At 67.3% G+C, this 17,198-nt stretch carries 17 protein-coding genes; 6 read left to right on the top strand and 11 right to left on the bottom strand.

The features are described from left to right. Window positions 1-9: 9 nt before the first annotated feature. Window positions 10-795, bottom strand: coding sequence for a UPF0149 family protein (locus QTI24_RS22910; RefSeq protein ID WP_286603595.1), 786 nt, complete (start codon window positions 793-795; stop codon window positions 10-12). Window positions 796-924: 129 nt separating this feature from the next. On the opposite strand from QTI24_RS22910, the gene QTI24_RS22915 reads away from it, so the two are divergent. Beyond that, window positions 925-1,821 (top strand): BUD32 family EKC/KEOPS complex subunit, encoded by an 897-nt coding sequence (locus tag QTI24_RS22915; protein WP_286603597.1) that lies wholly within the window; start codon window positions 925-927, stop codon window positions 1,819-1,821. A 40-nt stretch (window positions 1,822-1,861) separates the two neighbouring features. Here the strand turns inward: QTI24_RS22915 and QTI24_RS22920 are convergent, their stop codons facing one another. Beyond that, on the bottom strand, window positions 1,862-2,263 hold the full coding sequence (locus QTI24_RS22920; RefSeq protein WP_286603598.1) for a putative toxin-antitoxin system toxin component, PIN family: 402 nt from the start codon (window positions 2,261-2,263) through the stop codon (window positions 1,862-1,864). Between the two features lie 20 nt (window positions 2,264-2,283). Further along, entirely contained in the window at window positions 2,284-2,988 is a 705-nt protein-coding gene (locus tag QTI24_RS22925; RefSeq protein ID WP_286603599.1) for a glutathione S-transferase C-terminal domain-containing protein, read from the bottom strand. Window positions 2,989-3,106: 118 nt separating this feature from the next. Between QTI24_RS22925 and QTI24_RS22930 the strand changes: the two genes are divergently transcribed. Further along, the gene (locus QTI24_RS22930; RefSeq protein WP_286603601.1) at window positions 3,107-4,141 is read left to right on the top strand and encodes a methionine synthase; all 1,035 of its coding nucleotides are present in this window, start codon (window positions 3,107-3,109) and stop codon (window positions 4,139-4,141) included. Window positions 4,142-4,157: 16 nt separating this feature from the next. Here the strand turns inward: QTI24_RS22930 and QTI24_RS22935 are convergent, their stop codons facing one another. Continuing rightward, window positions 4,158-5,414 (bottom strand): THUMP domain-containing class I SAM-dependent RNA methyltransferase, encoded by a 1,257-nt coding sequence (locus QTI24_RS22935; RefSeq protein WP_286603602.1) that lies wholly within the window; start codon window positions 5,412-5,414, stop codon window positions 4,158-4,160. 71 nt (window positions 5,415-5,485) lie between these two features. Between QTI24_RS22935 and QTI24_RS22940 the strand changes: the two genes are divergently transcribed. Genes QTI24_RS22940 through QTI24_RS22955 form a run of 4 tightly spaced genes read left to right on the top strand, consistent with a single transcriptional unit; the run spans window position 5,486 to window position 9,125 of the window. Further along, window positions 5,486-7,261 carry an ATP-binding response regulator gene (locus tag QTI24_RS22940; protein ID WP_286603604.1) on the top strand — a complete coding sequence of 592 codons (1,776 nt, stop codon included), beginning with the start codon at window positions 5,486-5,488 and terminating at the stop codon, window positions 7,259-7,261. A gap of 21 nt (window positions 7,262-7,282) precedes the next feature. Beyond that, window positions 7,283-7,885 (top strand): cytochrome b, encoded by a 603-nt coding sequence (locus QTI24_RS22945; protein ID WP_286603606.1) that lies wholly within the window; start codon window positions 7,283-7,285, stop codon window positions 7,883-7,885. Further along, window positions 7,882-8,469, top strand: coding sequence for a YceI family protein (locus tag QTI24_RS22950; protein ID WP_286603607.1), 588 nt, complete (start codon window positions 7,882-7,884; stop codon window positions 8,467-8,469). Before QTI24_RS22945 ends, QTI24_RS22950 begins: the two co-directional genes overlap by 4 nt. A 38-nt stretch (window positions 8,470-8,507) precedes the next feature. Continuing rightward, entirely contained in the window at window positions 8,508-9,125 is a 618-nt protein-coding gene (locus tag QTI24_RS22955) for a YceI family protein (protein WP_286603608.1), read from the top strand. A gap of 1 nt (window position 9,126) precedes the next feature. On the opposite strand, the gene QTI24_RS22960 is transcribed toward QTI24_RS22955, so the two are convergent. The 7 genes from QTI24_RS22960 to argS form a co-directional block, all read right to left on the bottom strand. Further along, window positions 9,127-10,731, bottom strand: a complete 1,605-nt coding sequence (locus QTI24_RS22960) for a phospholipase D family protein (protein ID WP_286603609.1) — start codon at window positions 10,729-10,731, stop codon at window positions 9,127-9,129. Window positions 10,732-10,744: 13 nt separating this feature from the next. Next, window positions 10,745-12,331, bottom strand: a complete 1,587-nt coding sequence (locus QTI24_RS22965; protein WP_286603610.1) for an RNA polymerase factor sigma-54 — start codon at window positions 12,329-12,331, stop codon at window positions 10,745-10,747. Window positions 12,332-12,362: 31 nt separating this feature from the next. Then, window positions 12,363-13,139: an LPS export ABC transporter ATP-binding protein gene (lptB, locus tag QTI24_RS22970; RefSeq protein WP_286603611.1), complete on the bottom strand. Its 777-nt coding sequence runs from the start codon at window positions 13,137-13,139 to the stop codon at window positions 12,363-12,365. Between the two features lie 14 nt (window positions 13,140-13,153). Further along, window positions 13,154-13,831: a lipopolysaccharide transport periplasmic protein LptA gene (lptA, locus tag QTI24_RS22975; RefSeq protein WP_286603612.1), complete on the bottom strand. Its 678-nt coding sequence runs from the start codon at window positions 13,829-13,831 to the stop codon at window positions 13,154-13,156. Between the two features lie 123 nt (window positions 13,832-13,954). Further along, window positions 13,955-14,605 (bottom strand): thiol:disulfide interchange protein DsbA/DsbL, encoded by a 651-nt coding sequence (locus QTI24_RS22980; RefSeq protein ID WP_286603613.1) that lies wholly within the window; start codon window positions 14,603-14,605, stop codon window positions 13,955-13,957. Window positions 14,606-14,687: 82 nt separating this feature from the next. Beyond that, entirely contained in the window at window positions 14,688-15,401 is a 714-nt protein-coding gene (locus QTI24_RS22985; RefSeq protein ID WP_286603614.1) for an SPOR domain-containing protein, read from the bottom strand. A 14-nt stretch (window positions 15,402-15,415) separates the two neighbouring features. Continuing rightward, window positions 15,416-17,089, bottom strand: coding sequence for an arginine--tRNA ligase (gene argS / locus QTI24_RS22990; protein ID WP_286603615.1), 1,674 nt, complete (start codon window positions 17,087-17,089; stop codon window positions 15,416-15,418). Window positions 17,090-17,198: the final 109 nt, after the last annotated feature.

A 17,198-nucleotide genomic window follows, 5' to 3' on the forward strand; every position in this document is an offset into this window, starting at 1 on the left:
AGCGGAGCTTCAGCCGGCACCGTGGCACTTTTTATACTTTTTTCCGCTGCCGCAGGGACACGGGTCATTACGGCCGGGCGTCGCTTCCTTGCGGATGGTTTCGACACGCGGGCCCATGCTGCGCCAGAGTTGCCGCAGGTCGTACACCGCCCAGATCGCGGCGCCGAAATCATCGACGCGCTCCTGGCTCACGCTCGGCGGGCCGTCCTCGGTGTACATCGAGAGCACGGGCTTGCCCTTGTCGTCCTCGGTGAGGGTCACGATCGCGTCGAGCGCCTCGTCGAGCATCTGCGCGGCTTCCTTGTCGCGCGGCGGCGCCCAATCGTCCGGCCAGTTCTCGACCGCGAACATGAAGCCCAGCGCCCAGACCTGCGCGAAGGACGGGATGGCCTCGCCCTCCATCCCGGCGCGCTCTTCGTCCGGCAGCGCGGCAATCGCACCGCGCGTGTCCAGCACCTCGGGTTGCCAGGTGCGCTCGTCGTCCAGGGACTGCACGTCGGCGTCGAGGCCGACCTCGATCTCGCGCCAGCGCCGCTTCCAGCGCCAGATAAATTCCATGTGCCGGGCCGGCACGAAGCCGTCGCCCAGCAGCACGGGCCAGTATTCGGAAGGCTCGATCGGCCGGCGCGAACAGACCAGGGCAGCCATGAAGCCCTCGCAGAATTCCCATTGCGGGATCTCTTCGTCATGCTCCCGCATGGCGTCGAGGGCGTGGTCGAGGGCGTCGAAATCGTCGGGGCCGAGCGGTGCGTTGTCGGGCTGGGCGGGGGTCGGGGTGTCGGCTTGGGTTGTCATGGGATTGCGGAGACAGCCCTCTATGATGCAGCAAGGCTCCCGGAGACCCTCTATTTCTACCCTGATGATTCCGCCGTTTCCGGCGCGTTACACCACGCCCGCGCCGGGCGCAACCCTGCCCCTGTCCCCATGAATTCAGTGAGACGGGGCGGGTCGACCCGCGTCCAGATGCGCAAGGGCACGGCCTCGGCCCCGGCGCCGCTCGAGCCCGGCACGCCGCCGCCGCAACCCGAGGACTACGCGGAATTCCTGCGCATCACGCTGCCACAGCAAGCGAAGCAGGTGGCAAGCCACCGTTTCGGCAACGAGCGCGTATGGCTCAAGAAGGCCGGTCCGCGGCACGGCAAGCTGCGCTACCACCTGCTAGCGGCGATCGCCGGCACATTGCGGCTCGACGTGCTATCGCCGGTGCCCAATCCGGGCGGCGAGGCCGCGATCGAGATCGAGGCGCGCCGACTCAAGGCGCTGGGCACTGCGGGTCTGCGCGTGCCCGCGGTGCTGGCGCAGCAGCCCGACGGCCTGCTGATTTCCGACCTGGGCGAGAGCGGCCGCCCGTCCGTGGTGCTGCAGGAGCGGCTCGACCAGGCCGCCGCCGCGGGGCCGGCCGCGCTGCTCGGCGTCTGGCGCGAAGGGCTCGCCGCGATCGCCACTGTGCACGCGCGCGATGCCTATCTGAGCCAGGCCTTCGACCGCAACATGGTCCAGTGCCCGGACGGCACCATCGGCTACATCGACTTCGAGGACGACCCGGGCGAGACGCTGCCGCTGGCCGAATGCCAGGCGCGCGACTGGCTCAGCTACCTGCACTCCACCGCGATGCTGGTCGATGCGGCATCCCCGCACGCGGCCGCCACGCACTGGCACGGCATGCTGGCCGATGCCAGCGACGAGGTGCGCCAGCGCCTCGCCGTCGCGGCGCGACGCATGCGCTGGCTGCGGCACCTGCCTTCCGGCCGGCGCTGGGGGCGCGACACGCAGCGCGTGCGTGCCGTGGCGAGCCTGCTGGCGCGCTGGTACGGCAGCTAGTTGCGCCAGCTCTGCCGCCAATGCCAATGCCAGGTCGAGGCTAGTCCCGTGACACGGTGACGCCCAGCGCCGCCAGGCGCTTGCGCATTGAAAGCACCGCGCGGTCCTTGCTCAGGAGCCGGGCACGGTGCGCGACCGCGAGGTCGATAAAGATCTGGTCATCGGGGTCGCGGCAGATGCAGGATGCGCGGCCGGGCACGCCGTCGAGCAACTTCGCCTGTGCATCGAAGGCCGCGAGCACCTCGTCGGCGCCCCGCCCCTTGGCTGCGAGGCGCTCGGCGATCAGGGGATAGTCCAGCACGCGCGCGAGTTCATCGCGCATCGCACGGGTGGCGAGCCAGTGCAGTTCACCGACCGCCAGCGCCGCGGCCAGCGGGGCACGCTCGGGATCGTCGAACACCAGCAGATCCAGGACGATGTTGGTGTCGAGGACAACGGTCATGCGGGACGCGCGCTCTGCAGTCAACCGCGGCGCGGAATGCCCAGGCCCGTGACCACCGCGGGCCGGCTGACGAAGGCCGCCAGCACGCGATTCACGTTCGGAAAGTCCTGGATGCCCACCAGATCGCCCGCTTCATAGAAGCCGATCAGGTTGCGCACCCACGGGAAGGTCGCGATGTCGGCGATGGTGAAGTCATCGCCCATGATCCAGGCGCGGCCCTTCAGGCGCTGCTCCAGCACGTTGAGCAGGCGCTTCGATTCGGCGACGTAGCGGTCACGTGGTCGCTTGTCCTCGTAGTCCCTGCCGGCGAACTTGTTGAAGAAGCCGAGCTGGCCGAACATCGGCCCGATGCCGCCCATCTGGAACATGAGCCACTGGATGGTCTCGTAGCGGCCCGCGGCGTCCCGGGAGATGAGCTTGCCGGTCTTGTCGGCCAGGTAGATCAGGATGGCGCCCGATTCGAACAGCGCCAGCGGCTTGCCGCCCGGCCCGTGGGGGTCGAGGATGGCCGGAATCTTGTTGTTGGGATTGAGCGAGAGGAACTCCGGCGACATCTGGTCGTGCGTTTCGAAGCTCACCAGATGCGGCTCGTAAGGCAGGCCCGTCTCTTCCAGCATGATCGACACCTTGACGCCGTTGGGCGTGGGCAGCGAATAGAGCTGGAGCCGGTCCGGATGCTGGGCGGGCCATTTCTTCGTGATGGTGAAAGCGGACAGATCGGTCATGAGGTGATGCGTGTTCGGTTCGGGATGGGCGTGCATTCTGTCCCAGGTGCGCGTCGGCTGCTTGTTCGCTACGCTCTGGCCCTGCTTCATCTGGCCCTGATTTTTCGGAGACTACGACATGACCACCCGACCCCTCTTCAGTTCGACGATCGCGGGCAGCCTGCCCAAGCCGGCGTGGCTGGCCGAAACTCAAAAGCTCTGGCCGCAATGGAAATCGGAAGGCGCCGAACTCGCGCAAGCCAAGGCCGACGCCACGCTGCTGTGGATCAAGGCGCAGGAAGATGCAGGCCTCGACGTGATCGGCGACGGCGAGCAGTCGCGCCAGCATTTCGTGCACGGCTTTCTCGAACAGGTCGAGGGCATCGACTTCGAGCACAAGGTGAAGATGGGCATCCGCGACAACCGCTATGACGCGATGGTGCCGCAGGTGGTGTCGGCGCTGCGGCTCAAGGGCCGGGTGCATGCGGCCGAAGCCCGGCTGCTGCGCGCCCACACCCCACGCAAAATCAAGTTCACGCTGCCCGGCCCGATGACCATCGTCGACACCGTGGCCGACCAGTTCTATGGCGATCGCGTGAAGATGGCGATGGCCTTCGCCGAACTGCTGAACCAGGAGGCGCTCGCGCTGCAGGCCGACGGCGTGGACATCATCCAGTTCGACGAGCCCGCCTTCAATGTCTACATGAAGGACGCCGCAGACTGGGGCGTGCAGGCGCTGGAACGCGCCGCGCAGGGACTGACCTGCACCACGGCCGTCCACATCTGCTATGGCTACGGCATCAAGGCGAATGTCGACTGGAAGGCGACGCTCGGCGAGGAATGGCGCCAGTACGAGGCGGTGTTCCCGGCGCTGGCGAAGAGCAGCATCGACCAGGTGAGCCTGGAGTGCTTCCACTCCCATGTGCCACCGCACCTCATGAGCCTGCTCGAAGGCAAGGACGTGATGGTCGGCGTGATCGACGTGGCGAGCGACACCATCGAGACACCCGAGCAGATTGCCGACACCATCGGGCAGGCGCTGCAGTACGTACCGAAGCAAAGGCTCCTGCCCTGCACCAACTGCGGACTGGCGCCGATGGATCGAGAAGTGGCGCTGCAGAAGCTGCAGGCGCTGGCCGAGGGCGCAGCGCTGGCGCGCAAGCGCTACGGATGAACGGCGAGCGCCGGGATCAGGGCCGGGTGCGCGCTGATCCGGCCACCATGTCGAACTTGAACAACCGGCACTCGATCGGCCCGTTCCACATCGGCACGCGGCGCGATTCCTTCAGGCGCATGCGCTTGGGCAATTGCAGGTCCGGCGTGAGCACCCAGGCGGTCCAGCCGGCGTAGTTCTTCTTCCAGTGGCTTGCGAGTTGGACGAAGAACTCGCCGCCGTCTTCGGTTTGCGCCTCTTCGCGCCCGCGTGCTGCGGTGGGCACGCCATCACCGCTTCTGCCGCGCGCGATGCCGCCAACCTCGATGCGCTCGCCATAGGGCGGGTTCAGCACGATCACGCCCGACTCGACCGGCGGCATGCGCTGCAACGCATCGCCGCCGCGGAACTGCACGGCCTGCGCAACACCGGCACGCTCGGCATTGCGTTCGGCAAAGTCGACCATGCGGTGCGACACGTCCGAACCGAAAATGGCCGGCACCTTCGCGCCGGCGTCCGGCTCCGGCGCGGCCTCGGCCTTCAGCGCCGCCCAGACGTGCGGCTGGAACGGCAGCAGCTTCTCGAAGCCGAAGCGCCGCAGCGACCCGGCCGCGATGCCGCCCGCGATCTGCGCCGCCTCGATCGCGATGGTGCCGCTGCCGCAGCAGGGGTCGTACAGCGGCTCGGCCGACACCTCACCGGTTTCCGGGTTCCACCAGCCGCTCGCGGCCAGCATGGCGGCTGCGAGCGTTTCCTTCAGCGGGGCGTCGCCCTTGTCCTGGCGCCAGCCGCGCTTGAAGAGCGGTTCGCCGGAGGTGTCGATGTAGAAGGTGCAGAGGTCGGTCGTCAGATGCGCGAACACGCGCGTGTCGGGCCACTGGGTCTCGATGCTGGGCCGCACGCCGCCGGCCTTGGCGCGAAAGCGGTCGGCGATCGCGTCCTTGATGCGCAGGGTCGCGAAGTTGAGGCTCTGCAGCGGGCTGTGCTGCGCGGTGGTCTCGATCTTGAAAGTGTGCTTCGGGGTGAACCAGATTTCCCAGGCCACGCCGCTCGCGATGCCGTAGAGGTCGTTCTCGCTGCGGTAGGGCGCATGGGCCAGTTCGATCAGCACGCGCTGGGCGAGCCGCGAATGAAGATTGAGCTTGAGCGCGTCGCGCCAGTCGGCCCGCACGCGAACGCCGCCGCGCAAGGTGAGCAGGTCCTGCCCCACGCGTCCGGTCAGCGCATGCACTTCCTGCGCCAGGAATTCCTCGACGCCGGCGGCGCAAGGGAGAAAAAGAGAAAGGTCGTTCACCGTGCGATTGTCGCCGGGACCGTCTTTTCCATGTGTCTTCCCCTTGTAGCTGCTCTATAGTGCGTTCGCCGATGAGCTCCGCGCCCGCTGCCCCCGCACACCCCGAGGCTTCGCCGGCCGATCGGTTCGCGATCCATTGCGAGGTGCTTCGGCTCAGTGCCCAGCCCAGCGGGCCCGTGCTGCTCGTGCAGTTCTTGCTCGACTGCGGCGTGGCCGCCCTGTTCGCGTGGCAGTACTCGGTGCTGCATGCCGGCATCTGGATCGTGCTGATCGCGATCACCACGGCCTACCGGGGCTTCTTTCCGCAACATTTGCCCGAGACGCTGACACCCGAGAACCTGCCGCCGGCGCTGCGCCTGCACACGCTGCGCATCGCGGTGCACGAAGGCGCGCACGGCGCGGCGGGCGTCCTGCTCTTCAACCGGGCCGACAGCACGGCGCAACTGATGCTCGGCCTGGTCATCATGGCGATGACACTGTCGTCCGTGTTCTCCGTGTCGTACTACACGCCGGCGATGCAGCTCGCCATCACACTGCTGCTGGCGCCGGTGATCGTGATGGGGCTCGCGACCGGATCGCCCGCCATGATGGTCCTTTCGGTGCTCGGCATCGGTCTGCTCGCCATGGTCTGGAAGCTGGTGGCCGAGCGCTCGCGCCAGCTCGAGGAGAACATCGGCCTTCGCCACAACGAAAGCACCTTGCGCGAACAGGCGCTGGCCGGCCTGCGCGAATCGCAGCAGGCCCAGGCCGAGCGCCTGCGCTTCTTCTCGGCGGCCAACCACGACTTGCGGCAGCCGGTGATGGCGATGGGCCTCCAGGCCGAGGTGCTGCGCCACCAACTGGACGCCGGGGAGGACCGGCTCACGGTGCAGAACACCGTCGCGGCGCTGTCGCGGGCGCAGCAGGCGCTCGAGGCGCTCACCAATCAACTGCTGGAGATTGGACGCATCGAGGCCGCGGCCGATCCGATCACGCCGTCCGCGGTCGCGCTCGCGCCGCTGCTGCACGAGTTCGCACGCCAGGCCGGCAGCGGCCGCGTGCGGGTGCGCTGCCCGGCCGACGCGGCGGCGTGGACGGACCCGGTCGCCCTGCGGCGCATCCTCGGCAACCTGGTGGACAACGCGCTCAAGTTCACGCCCCACGGCCGCGTGCTGCTGGCCTGCAGGCGGCGCAGCGAGGGCTGGCGCATCGAGGTGCGGGACGCCGGCATCGGCATCGCCCCGGAAGCACAGGATCGCGTGTTCGGCGACTTCGAGCAGGTCGGCAACGTCGAGCGAAACCTGCAGCGCGGGCACGGGTTGGGGCTTGCCATCGTGCGGCGGCTGGCGGAGCGCCTGGGTTTGCTGATCACGCTGCGGTCCGTGCCGGGGCGAGGTTCGGTGTTCGGCTTCGTGCTGCCCGCCGCACCGCAGGGCGCCCCGTTGGCGCCTGCGCTCGTCTCAGCCACCGAGATCGCCAAGGGAACGCAGGGCGCCACGATGCTGCGCCCCGGCCTCGCCGTGCTGGTGGTGGAGGACAACGCCGTGGTGGCCGACAGCATCGCGGCGCTGCTGCGTCTGTGGGGCGCCAGTCCGCGCCTCTACGCCAGCGCGGCGGAGACGCTGGGCCTCGCAGATCTGTCGACGATCGACGTCGCGCTGTGCGACATCCGTCTGCCGGGCGAGATGGACGGCATTGCGCTCGCGAAGGAACTGCAGCGTCTCCGGCCGGACCTGGCCATCGCGCTCGTGTCGGCAGACATCGACGACACGATGCAGCGAGTCGCCCGCGAGCGCGGCTGGGAGGCGCTGCGCAAACCCGTCCAGCCGGCCGCCCTGCGTGCGCTCCTGCTGCGGGCGCAGGGCTGAACGCAGGCTTATGCTTTGCGCATGCCCGCCGAGCCGCTGAATCCACTGGCCGACTCCTCCGATCCGCAGCGTTATGGCCGGGTCGCGATGGCGCTGCACTGGTTGCTGGCGCTGATGATCGTCACTTCGTTCTGCGTGGGCGTGTCGATGGTGGCGCTCCCGTTCTCGCCCCTGCGGCTGAAGCTCTACAACTGGCACAAGTGGGCGGGCATCACCATCCTGAGCCTGTCGGCCGTGCGCCTGCTGTGGCGCCTCTCGCATCGTCCGCCGCCCTTGCCGGCGCGCATCGAGGCCGCCATGCCGGGCTGGCAGCTCGGCGCGCACCGTGCCCTGCATCTCGCGATGTACGTGCTGTTCTTCGCCGTGCCACTGCTGGGCTGGGCCTACAGCTCCGCGCTCGGCTTCCCCATCGTGTGGTTCGGCGTGCTGCCGCTGCCGGACCTGCTGCCGGTGGACAAGGATTTCGCCGAGACGGTGCTGAAGCCGATGCACAAGGCCGGCGCCTTCACGCTAGCGGCGGTGGCAGTGCTGCATGTCGCCGCTGCCCTCAAGCACCGGTTCATCGACCGCGACGGCCTGCTCGACCGCATGTGGCCGCTTCCGCGTCACGGACGTTCATCATGAAGAGACCTTTCCTCGCATGGCGCGCGCTGTGCGCATCGGCACTGATTGCTTTCGTCGCATCGACCGCCGCAGAGCCCGCCCCGACGGCCAAGCTGGTTCCCGGCCAGAGCCAGATCGGCTTTGTCACAAAGCAGATGGGCGTGCCCGTGGAAGGCACGTTCAAGACCTTCGATGCGCAGGTCGCCTTCGATCCCCGCGCGCCCGAAGGCGGTTCCGTCGCGTTGCAGATCGACGTCGGCAGCGCCACGCTGGGCCTTCCGCAGGTCGACGCCGAGTTGCCGAAGCCGGCGTGGTTCGACACGGCGCGCTTTCCGAAGGCGATCTTCCAGTCGAGCGGCATCAAGGCCGTCGGCAGCGGACACTACGAGATCGCCGGCAAGCTGACGATCAAGGGCAGCGCCAAGTACGTGGTGGTGCCGGTGGAGATCGTGCAGTCGCACGGCCAATCCACCGCCACCGGAAGCCTCACGATCCAGCGCCTCGCATTCAAGATAGGCGACGGCGAATGGACCGACACGTCGATGGTGGGCGACGACGTGCAGGTCCGGTTCAAGCTGGTGCTGATCGGCCTGGCCCCCCTGTGACCGCGCCCTCCCGTTTCAACGCCATCCGAAAGCCCGACATGAAGAAGATCATCACCATCGCCTTGCTGACGATGGCAACCACCCTGGCTGCCGCCCAGCAGGCGCCGGAAGCAGCGGCCAAGCCGGCCGGAGGGCCCGTCAAGGGGGCCACCTACGTGGTCGATCCGACGCACACCTTCGTGATGTACGAGATGGGCCACTACGGCACCACCACCAACCGGGGCCGCTTCAGCACCAAGGACGGCAGCGTGAAGATCGACCCGGAAGGCACCAGCGGCAAGGTCGACATCACGATGGACATCAGCTCCATCAACACCGGCGTCGACCTGCTCAACCGGCACTTGCAGAGCAAGGACTTCTTCAACGTGGCCGAGTTTCCGACGGGCCGCTTCGTGGCCGACAAGATCGCCTTCAATGGCGACAAGGTCACCGAGGTCGCAGGCACGCTCACGCTCATGGGCCAATCCCGGCCGGTGACCTTGAAGGCGAACCGCTTCAACTGCTACCTGAGCCCGCTGATCAATCGCCAGATCTGCGGTGGCGACTTCGAAACCATGGTGGAGCGAAGCAACTGGGGCATCACCTGGGGCATTCCTTTCGGCTTCGAGGACAAGGTGCGGCTGCTGGTACAGGTGGAAGCCGTGAATATCAGATAGCCTACAAGAGGCTCTCCGGCGCGAGCGGCGCCAGCAGTTCCAGCATCACGCGGTCCCACAGGTTCGAGTCCGGCTCCACGGTGAGCACGGTCTCGACGCCATCCTCGGTACTCACCCATTCGAGCTTCTCGCTGCCCTGCGCGAAACGCACGCGGTAGGCACCCTGCTGCTTCAGCACATCGAGCAGCTTCAGCACCTGCTGCGCCAGTTCGGGGCTGAAGATGATGAGTCCGATCTCGGTGTTGTGCGTGTCGGAGCGCGGGTCGAAGTTCATCGAGCCCAGAAAGAGCGTGCGGCGGTCGAAGATGGCCGACTTCGCATGCAGGCGGCCGACCTGCGAGCCGAAGAGGCCGAGTCGCACGCTGCGGCGCGTGCGCGCCGAACTCAGTTCGTAGAGTTCCACGTCGAGCCGCAGCATGTCGGGCCGGTAGCGGCGGTAGCCGGTATGGACCACGGGCTCATCGGTGGCCGCCAGCGAGTTCGTGACGACGCTGACGTGGACGTTGCGGCCTCGGATCTCGCGCATCACTTCCAGGCCGGCCTTGCCGGGGATCAGGTAGGGCGAGACGAGCGTGACTTCGGAGCGCGCGCGCCGCATCTGCTCGATGACGTTGTAGCGCACGCTGTCGACGTCGAGCAGCGGCACGCCGCCATAGGACGCGATCTTGCCGATGACGCGCTCGGGCGAGTCGGCATAAGCCTCGGCACGGGTCCAGATCAGGCCAAGCTTGCCGGTCTTCATCTCTTCCGCGATCGGGCCGTAGCCGAGCACGTCGTTGGGCGCGGACGGGCGCGGCGCGGGCGTGGTGGCCGGGCCGGTCGCCTCGTCGAAGCGACGCGCCAGTTCCTCGCGCGACAGGCCGCTCGTCACGACACTTCCGATCGGCCGCACGTAGGGGCTGTTCCAGTAGAGGTCGAACAGGCTTTCCAGCCGGGCGACCAGGGCGCCGGAGACGAAGGTGTCGATGTCCAGGAAGTTCTCGCCGGCCGTCTGCGTGAAGTACTCGTTGCCGATGTTGCGACCGCCTGCCACCGCCATCGCGCCATCGGCGATGAAGAGCTTGTTGTGCATGCGACGGTTGACGCGATCGAAGTCGAAGAGCGAGCTCGAAAAGCGCTGGAGCATGCTGCCGCGCCCGGCCGGGAACGGATTGAACAGCCTGAGCTCGACGTTGGGCACGGCGGCGAGTCCGAGCAGGAGTTCATCCTCGCCCGAGGTGTAGAGATCGTCCATCAACAATCGCACGCGCACGCCGCGATTCGCCGCGTCGCGCAGCGTGCGCAGGAAATAGCGGCCGGTCTCGTCGTCGGCGATCTGGTAGTACTGCACGTCGAGCGTTCGCTCGGCGCGGCGTGCGAGTTCAAGACGCGTGTGGAGCGCGAAATCGCCGCCGGGCATGAGACGGAAGCCGCTCAGGTCCGGGTCGGGCTGGGAGGCCTTGGCCATGCTGCCGAGCGCGGTGTCGGCCGAGGCGGCGATCGCGGTGGAAGGCGTACGTTCGAATTCGTCCGGCAAGGTCGCGCAGCCGGTCGCGAGCAGCAGCGCCATGATCCACACCCAACCCAGCCGCAACCCATTCGTGAACAGGGCTGGGCGACTTGTCATCGGCAATCGCCCTTCAGAGGGCCTTGCGCAGATTGGCGGGGGCGATGCGCAAGGCTTCGCGGTACTTCGCGACGGTGCGTCGCGCGCACTCGATGCCCTGCTCCTTCAGCATCTCGGAGATCTGGCTGTCGGACAGCGGCTTCTTGAGGTCTTCCGAACTCACGAACTGCTTGATGAGCGCGCGCACCGCCGTGCTCGACGCATTGCCGCCGGTTTCGGTGCCCAGCGCCGAGCCGAAGAAGTACTTGAGTTCGACGGTGCCGTAGGGCGTCGCCATGTACTTGGCGGTGGTCACGCGGCTGATGGTCGACTCGTGCAGTCCGAGTTCGTCAGCGATCTCGCGCAGCACCAGCGGGCGCATGGCGAGTTCGCCGTGCACGAAGAAGCTCTTCTGCCGTTCGACGATGGCGTTGGACACGCGCAGGATGGTGTCGAAGCGCTGCTGGATGTTCTTGATGAACCAGCGCGCCTCCTGCAGCCGCTGCGAGAGCGCCTGGCTGCCCTCGCCCTTGTGCTGCTTGAGCGCACCGGCGTAGATGTCGTGCACGCGCAGGCGCGGCATGACTTCGGGGTTGAGCATCACGCGGAACTTGGTGTGGGTGCCGTTGCCGACACGCGTGACGATCACGTCGGGCACGACCACATTGCGCTCGACATCGACAAAGCGGCGACCCGGCTTGGGTTCGAGCCGCGCGATGAGCTGCAGCGCCGCGCGCACTTCTTCCTCGTTGCTGCGGGCGAGCGTGGCCAGGCGCTTGAAGTCGCGCCGGGCAAGCAGTTCCATCGGCTGCTTGCAGATGGCGATGGCGGTCTTGCGCACCTGCGCTTCATCGTCGGTCTCATCCTCGTGCGCCAGGGTTCGCAACTGGATGGTCAGGCATTCGCCGAGGCTGCGCGCGCCCACGCCGGCCGGCTCCAGGCTTTGCAGCAATCCGAGCGCGACCTGGAAGTGATGCACGAGGTCATCGAACTGGTCGTTGTCGTCGCCCGCCAGGCCGGACGCGAGGGCGGGCAGCGAGTCTTCGAGGTAGCCGTCGTCGTTGAGCGATTCGATCAGGAAGCGGAGCGCGGCGCGATCGGTTTCGCTCAGGCGCAAGGCCAGCGCCTGACGGTGCAGGAAGGACTGCAGCGATTCCTGGCTGCGCGCAAGTTCGGTCGCGTCAGTGCGCTCGTCGTCGCCCAGGTTGTTGGCGCGCGCGGGGGCGTCGCCGCCCCATTCGCTGTCGTCGGGGGCGAGGTCGACGGAACCGTCGCCTTCCCAGTCGGGCTCGCCATCGGCCGTATCGGCGGTGGCGACTTCGGTGTCGCTGGTGGTCGCGACCGCGGCTTCGGAGACGGACGCCGAGGCGCCGGGCGTGAAGTCGCTGTCGCCCTCGGCCAGTCGATCGTCGTCGCGCACCTGCGCATCGGCCGTCTCCAGCCCGAACTCCTCGCGCGTGGCCTCTTCGGCCGTGCGTTCGAGGAACGGGTTGTCGTCGAGCATCTGCTCGACCTCCTGGGTCAGCTCGAGCGTGGAAAGCTGCAGCAGCCGGATCGACTGCTGGAGCTGAGGCGTCAGCGCGAGATGCTGCGATACGCGCAGCGAGAGACCCTGTTTCATGGAGAACCGAAAACCCTCGCCTTAGGCATGGTCACATGCGGAAATGTTCGCCAAGGTACACGCGGCGCACCTCGGCGTTGTCGACAATCTCCGCGGGCGTGCCTTGTGCCAGCACGTGCCCGTCGCTGATGATGAAAGCGTGATCGCAGATGCCCAGCGTTTCACGCACGTTGTGGTCCGTGATCAGCACACCGATGCCGCGTTCCTTCAGGAAGCTGATGATTCGCTGGATCTCGATCACCGCGATGGGGTCGATGCCCGCGAAGGGCTCGTCCAGCAGGATGAAGCGCGGCTGCGTGGCCAGGGCGCGGGCAATCTCGACGCGCCGTCGCTCTCCGCCGGACAGCGACAGCGCCGGCGAATCGCGCAGGTGGTCCACGCGCAGGTCGGCCAGCAGTTCGGCGAGACGTTCCTCGATGCGCTGCTTCGACAGCGTCACCGGCCGTCCATCGGCATCGGGCTCGCGCTGCAGTTCGAGCACGGCGCGGACGTTCTCCTCGACCGTGAGCTTGCGGAAGATCGATGCCTCCTGCGGCAGGTAGCTCAAGCCCATGCGCGCGCGGCGGTGGATCGGCATGTGCGCGATCGGTTCGCCGTCGATGGTGATGTCACCGGCGTCGGCCCGCACCAGGCCGACGATCATGTAGAAGGACGTGGTCTTGCCCGCACCGTTGGGGCCCAGGAGACCGACGACTTCGCCCTTCTGCACGCCCAGCGACACATCCTTGACGACCTTGCGGCTGCCGTAGCTCTTCTGGAGCCCACGCGCTTCGAGGCGGCTGCCTGGCGCGCCAGCGCCCTCACTCATGCCAGCGGTTTCGATCACTTCTTGGGCTCTCCCCCGAGGGTGGTGGTGGAGCGCAGGCCGGTGCCTGACGCCGGGGCAGCGGGTTTGCTGCTGGCAGCCGACGCGGCGGGAGCGGTCGGCGCAGGCTTGGGCGTGAGGATCGCCTTGACCCGGCCGCCCTGGCTCGCCACGCCGGCGTTCGGCGGCACCGACGAACCGTTGACGGTGAACGTGTCGTTGCTCTGGTCGTACACGATCAGCGGGCCGCTGCTCTCGTCGTTCGGCGTAGCGCCGATCAAGCGGCGCATCACCGCGCGGCGAATGAACTTGACGTTGTCGGCTCGGCTGTCGTATTCGATGACTTCACCCTCGCCCTCGATCCACTCGTCGGAGCCCGCGTCGCGCTTCTGCTTGTAGTAGGCCAGCTTGCCGGGCGCCGCCGTGACCACACCGAACTGGTAGCCCTCGGGGTCTTGCCGGACGTCGATCCTGTCGCCGCGGATGATGATCGTGCCCTTGTTCACCACCACGTTGCCCGTGAAGACGCTGGTCTGCTTGAGGTCGTCGTAGCGCATCGAATCCGCCTCGATGTTCATCGGCTTGGTGCGGTCGGCTTTCTCGGCCTGGGCAACCGACGCAAGGCCGGCCAGGGCCAAGGCGAAAAGCAGCGCACGGCTGAGATGGCGGAGAGAGGATGGGAGTGGCGAGATCATAGAGGCACGAAACTTGCTCTGACGATTGTATGCGGCCGGCGGATGCGGTTTCGCGAGGCCTGACGAAAAAGCCCGCAGAAGCGGGCCTTCTTGAGCGGGCGGGTGGCGAAACCACCCGGTTTTTCAGCCCTTGCGGGCTTCGCCGATCAGGAAATCAGTGACTTGCAGCGCGCGGTCCAGCGAGCCGGCCGTGTCGCCGTCCACATACCAGCGACCGGCCACGCCGATGGCCGGCACGCCGGCGACCTGGTAGTCGCTCGTGAGTTGGGCTGCGCGCTTCGCCTTGCCGGAGACCGAGAAGGACTTGTACAGCTCGGCGAACTTCTTGGCATCCAGGCCCGGCTGCTTTTCGGCCCACGCCAGGATCCCCGCGTCGCCGGTCAGGGGCTGGCGCTGCTTGTGAATGGCGTCGAACAGCTTCAGCTGGAACTCGTCCACCTTGCCCATGGCTTCGAGCGTGTAGTACAGGCGCTGCTTGGCTTCCGTATCGTTGCCCACGAAGGGCACCGGAATGCGCTTGAAATTGACGTACGGCGGCAGTTTCTTGACCCAGGCTTCGAGTTGCGGCTCGAAGGCCGCGCAGTGCGGGCAGTTGTACGAAAAGAATTCGACCACTTCGACCTTGCCGGCCGGCGTGTCGACCGGCGCGGGCTTTCCGAGCACGACATAGTCGGCGCCGGCCTTGGGCAGCCGTTGCTGCTGCGCGTGCGAAGGCGCCACGAGGGGAAGAAGGCCCAGCGAGGCAGCGGCCAGCGAAAAGTCACGACGATTCATTAAGAGGTTCTCCTGTCGGCTGAAAGAGCCCGCGACCCGGAGTGGAGTTCCCCGGTTGCGCGAAGTAAAGAAAAGCGAAGGTTCAGCGCTGGACGCGGACCAGGGCCGATTCGAGCCCTCCGCTGTCGAGCCGTTCCTTGAGGTGATCGGCGTCGTCCTTCTTGTTGAACGGGCCTGCACGCACACGGTAGACGGTCCGGCCGGCCTGCTCGCGTTCGGTCACGCGGGCTTCCACCCCCATCAGCGACAGCTTGGCGCGCTGCGCTTCGGCGTCCTCGGGGGTGCGGAAGGCGCCGGCCTGCACGAAGTACATGAAGGGGTCGGCGCTGGGTGCAGTGCTCGCGCTGCTGCTGGTGCCCGCGCGCGCCTTGGCGAGATCGCCCAGGGGGTCGCTCGACGGCGTGGCGTTGGCCTCGGCCGGCACGGGCGCGGGGCGTGCCGTGCGCGGCGGGGTGGCCGGGTCGCTGCCACGGGAACCCGGGGCAACCACCACTGGCACGGGCGCGGCCGGCGGGTTGAGAGGGCCGACGCTGGCCGGCTGCGTGGGCGTTGCTGGCGTCGCCGCGGCGGCGCGGGGCGGCGGCGCCGACTTGCCCGCGAGCGGTGCGTTCGGATCCCAGTCGCGGTTCTTGCGCGCCTCGGCTTCGTCCTGCTCGGGGCCGCCGCGCTGCGTCTTGGTCATGAACGGGATCGGAACTTTGGTCACGTAGACCGCGATGCCGAGCGCCACGCCGAGCCCGAGCACCAGCCCGATGATCAAACCGATGACGATGTTGCCGCTTTGTCTTTGTTTCATGGTGGAGGTCGAAATCACATCTTTCGCGGCGCGCTCACGCCGAGAACCGCGAGGCCATTGTGCAGCACCTGCGCAGTCGCCGCGACCAGCGCGAGGCGAGCCAGTTTCACCGGCTCGTCGTCGACCAGGATGCGCTCGGCGTCGTAATAGCTGTGGTAGCTGGCGGCCAGTTCGCGCAGGTAGAAGGTGACGTCGTGCGGCGCGAAATCCTCCGCCGCGGCGGTCAGCATGGCGGGGTATTTCGCGAGCAGCAGCAGCAGGCCCTGCGAGGCCGGGCTTTGCAGCGGCGACAGGTCGACGTCCTTGAGCGAAGCCGCATCGCCGCCCCATGCTGCCAGCACCGAGCAGATCCGCGCATGGGCGTACTGCACGTAGTAGACGGGGTTGTCGTTGTTCTGCGCCAGCGCGAGGTCGATGTCGAAGGTGTATTCGGTGTCGGGCTTGCGGCTCAGCAGGAAGAAGCGAACCGCGTCGGTGCTGGTCCACTCGATCAGGTCGCGCAGCGTGACGTAGCTGCCCGCGCGCTTGCTGATCTTGACCTCTTCGCCGCCGCGCATCACGCGCACCATGGTGTGCAGCACGTAGTCGGGGTAGCCGGCGGGAATGCCGACGCCGGCCGCTTGCAGGCCGGCGCGCACGCGCGCGATCGTGCCGTGGTGGTCGGTGCCCTGGATGTTGACAACCTGGTGGAAACCACGCTCCCACTTGGCGATGTGGTATGCCACGTCGGGCACGAAGTAGGTGTAGGTGCCGTCGCCCTTACGCATGACGCGGTCCTTGTCGTCGCCGTACTCGGTCGACTTGAGCCACAGCGCGCCGTCCTGCTCATAGGTCTTGCCGGCGTCGACGAGCTTCTGCACCGTCGCCTCGACCCGGCCGCTGGTATAGAGGCTGGATTCGAGGTAGTAGTTGTCGAACTTCACCTGGAACGCCTTCAGGTCCAGGTCCTGCTCGTGGCGCAGGTAGGCAACGGCGAACTGGCGGATCGAATCGATATCGTCCACGTCGCCGCTGGCGGTGTACTCGCGATCGTCGGAGCGCACGGTCTTCTTCGCCTTGAAGTCCTCGGCGATGTCGGCGATGTATTCGCCGTTGTAGGCCTGCTCGGGCCATTCGGCGTCGCCGGGCTTGAAGCCCTTGGCGCGCAGCTGCGTGCTGGTGGCGAGCGTCTGGATCTGCACGCCGGCGTCGTTGTAATAGAACTCTCGCCAGACGCTGTCGCCTTGCGTGGCGAGCAGGTTGCAGATGGCGTCGCCGAGCGCGGCCTGGCGGCCATGGCCGACGTGCAGCGGACCGGTGGGGTTGGCGGAGACGAACTCGACCAGCACACGCTCGTCGCGGGCCGGCTGCTTGCCGAAATCCGCGCCCGCCTCCAGCACCTCGTGCACGACCTGCTGCTTGGCAGCGGTCTTGAGGCGGATGTTGAGGAAGCCGGGACCGGCGATCTCGACGGCTTCGACCCATTGCGTGAAGGCCGGCGTGGCCTGCAGGGCGGCACTGAGTTCTTCGGCCAGCTCGCGCGGCTTGCGCTGGAGCGGCTTGGCGAGCTGCATGGCCGCCGTGCTTGCGAAGTCGCCGTGGGCCGCCACCTTGGGTGACTCGAACGCGGCTTTGCTGCCGGCGCCGGGCGAGAGGGATTCGAGCGTGTTCGCGAGCGCCGCGAGCAGCTCCTGTTTGACCAATAGCATTCGCGAATTTTACCGGGGGCAAAACCTTCGCCAGTAACGATCATCAATGATCGTCATCCAACAGTGAACGACGACCGTTAGGATGGACAAGCCCCGGGGCGGGGAAGAC

This window comes from Variovorax sp. J22P240, from assembly GCF_030316855.1.
Lineage (GTDB): Bacteria > Pseudomonadota > Gammaproteobacteria > Burkholderiales > Burkholderiaceae_C > Variovorax.